This is a genomic window from Caballeronia sp. M23-90 (assembly GCF_053574605.1).
The window spans coordinates 1-5,320 of record NZ_JBSIPA010000442.1 but is presented as its reverse complement, the minus strand read 5'-3'; the positions used below and the strand labels follow the sequence as shown (position 1 = coordinate 5,320).

Genomic DNA, 5,320 nt, shown 5'->3' with positions numbered 1-5,320 from the left:
TCCCCTTGCTGGCCAAGCGCGTCGGCGCATGCGCTGGTTCAAGCGGTGCGGTTGTCGCCGCCGGTGAGCCGCAATATCGTGCTCGCGAAGCATCGGGAACGTACGCTGGAATCGCAAGCGAGACGCATCTGGACCCACGTTATTTCGTCATATCGCGAGGAGCACAAACTGCTGCAAACGGCTGACGCCTGAGCGTTCATTCCAACCTTTAAAAAAGCGCGGCTCCCTCGACAGGACCGCGCTTTTTTATTGTTCATTGTCCTTGCGCTTTCGCGAACGCTGTCCAATACTGAAATCTAATATGTTGTATATCAGAAAGATAAAAGATTCAGGAGACGACGATGAAAATCTGCATTTACGGAGCGGGTGCGATTGGCGGTTACATGGGTGCGCAGCTTGCGAGAGCTGGCGCGGACGTCAGCTTTGTTGCACGCGGGCCGCATCTCGCCGCGATGCGAGCTAACGGCCTGCGTCTGCAAATCGAAGGACAAGAGCATACCGTCAAGGCCCGATTCACCCACGATCCTGCTGAACTGGGAGCACAGGACTTCGTGATCATCGCGTTGAAGGCGCACTCGGTTCCGGGTGTCGTCGACCAGATGCCGCCATTACTTGGCCCCGATACCGCCGTCATCACCGCCGTCAACGGCTTGCCGTACTGGTACTTCCACGATCATGGCGGCGCGTTGTCGGGCACGACACTTGAAAGCGTCGATCCGGGCGGTCGCCAATGGCAGATCCTCGGACCCGAGCGCGCGATTGGCTGCGTGCTCAATCCCGCTGCCATCATTCTCGAGCCCGGCGTGATCCGCCATGTCCATGGCAAGAAATTTCCCATCGGCGAGCCCGGTGGCCAGATCACGCCGCGACTGCAGGCGTTCCACGACATCATGGCCGCCGCCGACATGGAAGCGCCGATGCGCGACGACATCCGCGACGAAATCTGGCTCAAGCTCTCGGGAAGTGTCTGCGTCAATCCGATCAGCGCACTGACCGGCGCGACGCTCGACGTATTGACCAGCGATCCGGCCGTGCGCGATCTGGCGCGCAGCATGATGTTGGAAGCGCAGGGAATCGCGGAACGCCTTGGCGTGCATTTTCGTGTCGATATCGAAAAGCGCATCGATGGCGCAGGCGCCGTGGGTTCGCACAAGACGTCGATGCTGCTCGACTGCGAAGCCCGTCGGCCAATGGAAATCGATCCGATCGTAACCGTCGTTCAGGAAATCGGCCGAAAGCTTGGCGTAAAGACGCCAATGATCGATGCGGTGCTCGCGCTTATCAAGCTGCGCGAGGGCGTGAATCAAGGCACGGCGCGTCCGCGCATCAAAACAATTGAATCCTTCACACGCTCCCGGAAAGCCGCTTAAACTTCCATCAAGGAAGGGCTGTTGTTTCTGATATATCACATACGAAATATGTTGCGTCGCACTGCGACGCAACATATACTGAAGGCTCTTGAGGTTAACCACTAGGAGCCGGAAATGAGCATCGCTTTGTTAGTCGTGATCGGAATTGCCTTGGTAGCGGGTGGTGTTGGTGTGACGTTTGCACTGGCGTCGGCGTTGCCGCAAGACGTGTTGCAGCGTGCGCAGGAAAATGGTCGTTATGCCGGACTGGCAGCGGACGATCAGGGCGGCAGCACGGGTACACGGGCGACGACGGGCGCGCGGAACCTTGGACATCAAGCCATCAATGCCATCTGATACTGAAGTTGCTGCAACGTCTGCCAATATTCTTGAACCGCGGCTGGAGCCGAGGCCTGCGGGTGTGACGCTTTCGCTGGCGCCGATCAATGCGACGGTTTCGTTGCGTGATCAGGCTTATGCCCGGCTGCGTCAGGCCATATCGGAAGCGGATATTTATCGTTCGCGGGAAGAGATCAGGCTGGACGAGAAGGATTTGACCGAAGCGTTGGGTGTGAGTCGTACGCCTATACGCGAGGCCATGACGTTACTCGAGCAGGAAGGGTTTCTGCGCACGGTGCCGCGTCGTGGGATTTACATCGTGCGCAAGACCAAGCACGAGATTGTCGAGATGATCAACATGTGGGCCGCGCTTGAGAGCATGGCGGCGAGGCTCGCGACTCAACGCGCGACGGATGAAGAGATCGCTTCGCTTCGTCATATGTTCGATCATTTTCAGAATACGGCGCCGGCTGAGCATATTGATGAGTATTCCGAGGCGAATATTGCCTTTCACCAGGCGATTGTGCAGTTGAGCAAGTCGCAGATTCTCTTCGATACGATCAAGAATATATTTGTGCACGTGCGGGCAATCCGGAAGATGACGATTTCGCAAAGCGACCGGGCGGCGAGATCGATCGAGGATCATATGAGGATTATTGAAGCGCTTGAAGCGCGGGATACCGAATTGGTCGAGAGATTGGTCAGGCAGCATTCGCTGGATCTGGCCGCGTTCGTGCAAAAGAATTGCGATTTTCTGGATTAGGCGGGTGGGGCGCTGGCGCTTGGGCTGGGTTTTGGTTTTTTAAGTTTAAAAGCAGCGGTCGGGTTATATGCCGGGTTGCTGCTTTTTGCGTTTACGCGCGTTCTGTTCTTTCTCGCTTTTTTAGCGCTATTAGCCACTGTCCGTGGCGGGACTTCATTTCACGGGTTTTGCGCTGGCGCTCGGGTCAATGTTTTTGTGGTAAGGGTTGATGCCGGGTTGTTGCTCTTTAGGCTGCCGCGCGTTCATTGCTGTCTGATTTCTTTAGCACTTTTAGCCACTGTGCGTGGCGGCACTTCATTTCTTTGTCCAACGGCGACAAAGAAACGAAGCAAAGAAAACGCCTTCCAACCGCTAATTCTTAAGTGTCCCGAGCGTGCACTGACAACTGTTTGGTACTTCAGAAGAACGGTTATCGCCATAACCACCAACAGTTGAAACCCTCCCCCTCCGTCATCAGATACCCACACGCTTCGCCACCAGTAATTGTGGCAGTCAATACGGAAACCTGGCCAAGACATAACAACGGGTTAAGCCATAACAGCTCCGCAGGTCTTGACCCGCACAGGACTTTGCCGCCGGGGTCCCATGCAAGCCCGGATACAACGGAACCAGTACAGCCATCCATTTGTTTGGGCGCCAGCGCGCGCAGCGGGGAGGCCTAATTAATGGACTCCCAAACTGGTGGCGAAGCGTGTGGGTTGCGGTTGACGGAGGGGGAGGGTCTCAAGTGTTCGTGGTTATGGCGGCAACCGTTCTTCTGACGTACCAAACAGTTGTCATTGCACGCTCGGGACACTTAAGAATTAGCGGTTGGAAGGCGTTTTCTTTGCTTCGTTTCTTTGTCGCCGTTGGACAAAGAAATGAAGTGCCGCCACGCACAGTGGCTAAAAGTGCTAAAGAAATCAGACAGCAATGAACGCGCGATAGCCTAAAGAGCAACAACCCGGCATCAACCAGACTACGAAAAACATTGACCCGAGCGCCAGCGCAAAACTCGTGAAATGAAGTGCCGCCACGCACAGTGGCTAAAAGTGCTAAAGAAATCAGACAGCAATGAACCCGCGATAGCCTGAAGAACAACAACCCGGCATCAACCCAGACCACGAAAAACATTGACCCGAGCGCCAGCGCAAAACTCGTGAAATGAAGTGCCGCCACGCACAGTGGCTAACAGTGCTAAAGAAATCAGACGGCAATGAACGCGCGATAGCCTAAAGAGCAACAACCCGGCATCAACTCCGACCACAAAAAAACGTCCCCTCCACGCCGAGCCTCTGGAAAACACCCTCTTGACTCCGCCAGCACTTGGAATATTGTATATCACAGCAAAAACAAGAACGACCCAAGCGGCAGCATCCAAAAAAACACCTTGGCCCCACGGCCCCGAGCCCCCATGAGCAAAGCCCTCACCGGCGTCCGCATCCTCGACTTCACACATGTTCAGTCAGGCCCGACCTGCACCCAACTCCTCGCATGGTTCGGCGCCGACGTCATCAAGGTTGAACGCGCCGGCATCGGCGATATCACCCGCGAACAACTCCGCGATATCCCCGACGCCGACAGCCTCTACTTCACGATGCTGAACCACAACAAACGCTCGGTGACCATCGATACGAAAAATCCCGAAGGCAAGAAGGTCCTCGAATCGCTCGTAAAAAGCTGCGACGTGCTGGTCGAAAACTTCGCGCCAGGCGCACTCGACCGCATGGGCTTCACCTGGGAACGCATCCAGGAACTGAATCCAAAGATGATCGTGGCATCGGTGAAAGGCTTCGGACCAGGACCCTACGAGGACTACAAGGTCTACGAGAATGTCGCGCAATGCACCGGCGGCGCAGCATCGACAACAGGTTTCGATGACGGCCCGCCCGTTGTCAGCGGCGCTCAAATCGGCGATTCGGGCACCGGACTGCACCTGGCGCTCGGGATCGTCACCGCGCTCTACCAGCGCAACGCGACGGGCCGCGGCCAGAAGGTGCTCGCGGCCATGCAGGACGGCGTGCTCAACCTGTGCCGCGTGAAACTGCGCGATCAGCAGCGCCTCGAACGCACCGGCGTGATGAAGGAATATCCGCAATATCCGAACGGCGAGTTCGGCGAGGCAGTGCCGCGTGCGGGCAACGCATCGGGCGGCGGGCAGCCAGGCTGGATCCTGAAGTGCAAGGGCTGGGAGACGGACCCGAACGCATACATCTACTTCATCACGCAGGCGCCCGTGTGGGGCGCAATCTGCAATGTGGTCGGCAAGCCGGAATGGATCGATCATCCGGACTTCAGCACGGCGGCGGCAAGGCTTCCTCATCTGAAGGACATCTTCGCCGAGATCGAACAGTGGACCATGACCAAGACCAAGTTCGAAGCAATGGACATCCTGAATCAACACGACATTCCGTGCGGACCGATCTTGTCGATGAAGGAAATTGCCGAGGATACGTCACTGCGAAAGACGGGGACGATCGTGGAAGTGGATCATCCGGTGCGCGGCAAATACCTGACGGTCGGCAACCCGATCAAACTCTCCGACAGCCCCACCGAGGTCACCCGTTCACCGCTTTTAGGTGAACACACCGACGAGGTCATGACCGAACTCGGCTACTCGGCCGACCAGATCGCGACGCTGCGAAGCCTTGGCGCGATCTGATCTTGGATCGATCGTTTCATGCGCGGATGCGCGCTTTCCGCAATGGCGCCACGCGCAGGAATTCGATACCTTCGTCACGTATCATCAACAAAATTTCCAACACGGATAAATCGATGCTCGACGGGGTCTGGTGTGCGTTAGCGGTGATTGCATCGGTACAAAGTCTGCGCACACCGGGCGCGGTATCGCCGGCTCGGCAACAGGCATTGCGCGATGCCGCGGGCGTCA

The 5,320-nt window shown here is 56.8% G+C and carries 5 protein-coding genes; all 5 read left to right on the top strand.

Going from position 1 to position 5,320, the window contains the following annotated elements:
• The coding region (locus tag ACRXB1_RS29400; RefSeq protein ID WP_449494029.1) for a hypothetical protein at positions 1-192 on the top strand (192 nt) is incomplete at its 5' end.
• 149 nt (positions 193-341) lie between these two features.
• Positions 342-1,370 carry a 2-dehydropantoate 2-reductase gene (locus ACRXB1_RS29395; RefSeq protein ID WP_449494028.1) on the top strand — a complete coding sequence of 343 codons (1,029 nt, stop codon included), beginning with the start codon at positions 342-344 and terminating at the stop codon, positions 1,368-1,370.
• Between the two features lie 114 nt (positions 1,371-1,484).
• Entirely contained in the window at positions 1,485-1,706 is a 222-nt protein-coding gene (locus ACRXB1_RS29390) for a hypothetical protein (protein ID WP_056365209.1), read from the top strand.
• A 64-nt stretch (positions 1,707-1,770) separates the two neighbouring features.
• Positions 1,771-2,451 carry a GntR family transcriptional regulator gene (locus ACRXB1_RS29385; protein ID WP_256700993.1) on the top strand — a complete coding sequence of 227 codons (681 nt, stop codon included), beginning with the start codon at positions 1,771-1,773 and terminating at the stop codon, positions 2,449-2,451.
• A 1,393-nt stretch (positions 2,452-3,844) separates the two neighbouring features.
• On the top strand, positions 3,845-5,092 hold the full coding sequence (gene frc, locus ACRXB1_RS29380; RefSeq protein WP_062003054.1) for a formyl-CoA transferase: 1,248 nt from the start codon (positions 3,845-3,847) through the stop codon (positions 5,090-5,092).
• Positions 5,093-5,320 lie beyond the last annotated feature (228 nt).

Bases quoted from the DNA above. Each gene is read 5' to 3' on its own strand.
- ACRXB1_RS29395 (WP_449494028.1), top strand. From the start codon at position 342: ATGAAAATCTGCATTTACGGAGCGGGTGCGATTGGCGGTTACATGGGT.
- ACRXB1_RS29390 (WP_056365209.1), top strand. From the start codon at position 1,485: ATGAGCATCGCTTTGTTAGTCGTGATCGGAATTGCCTTGGTAGCGGGT.
- frc (WP_062003054.1), top strand. From the start codon at position 3,845: ATGAGCAAAGCCCTCACCGGCGTCCGCATCCTCGACTTCACACATGTT.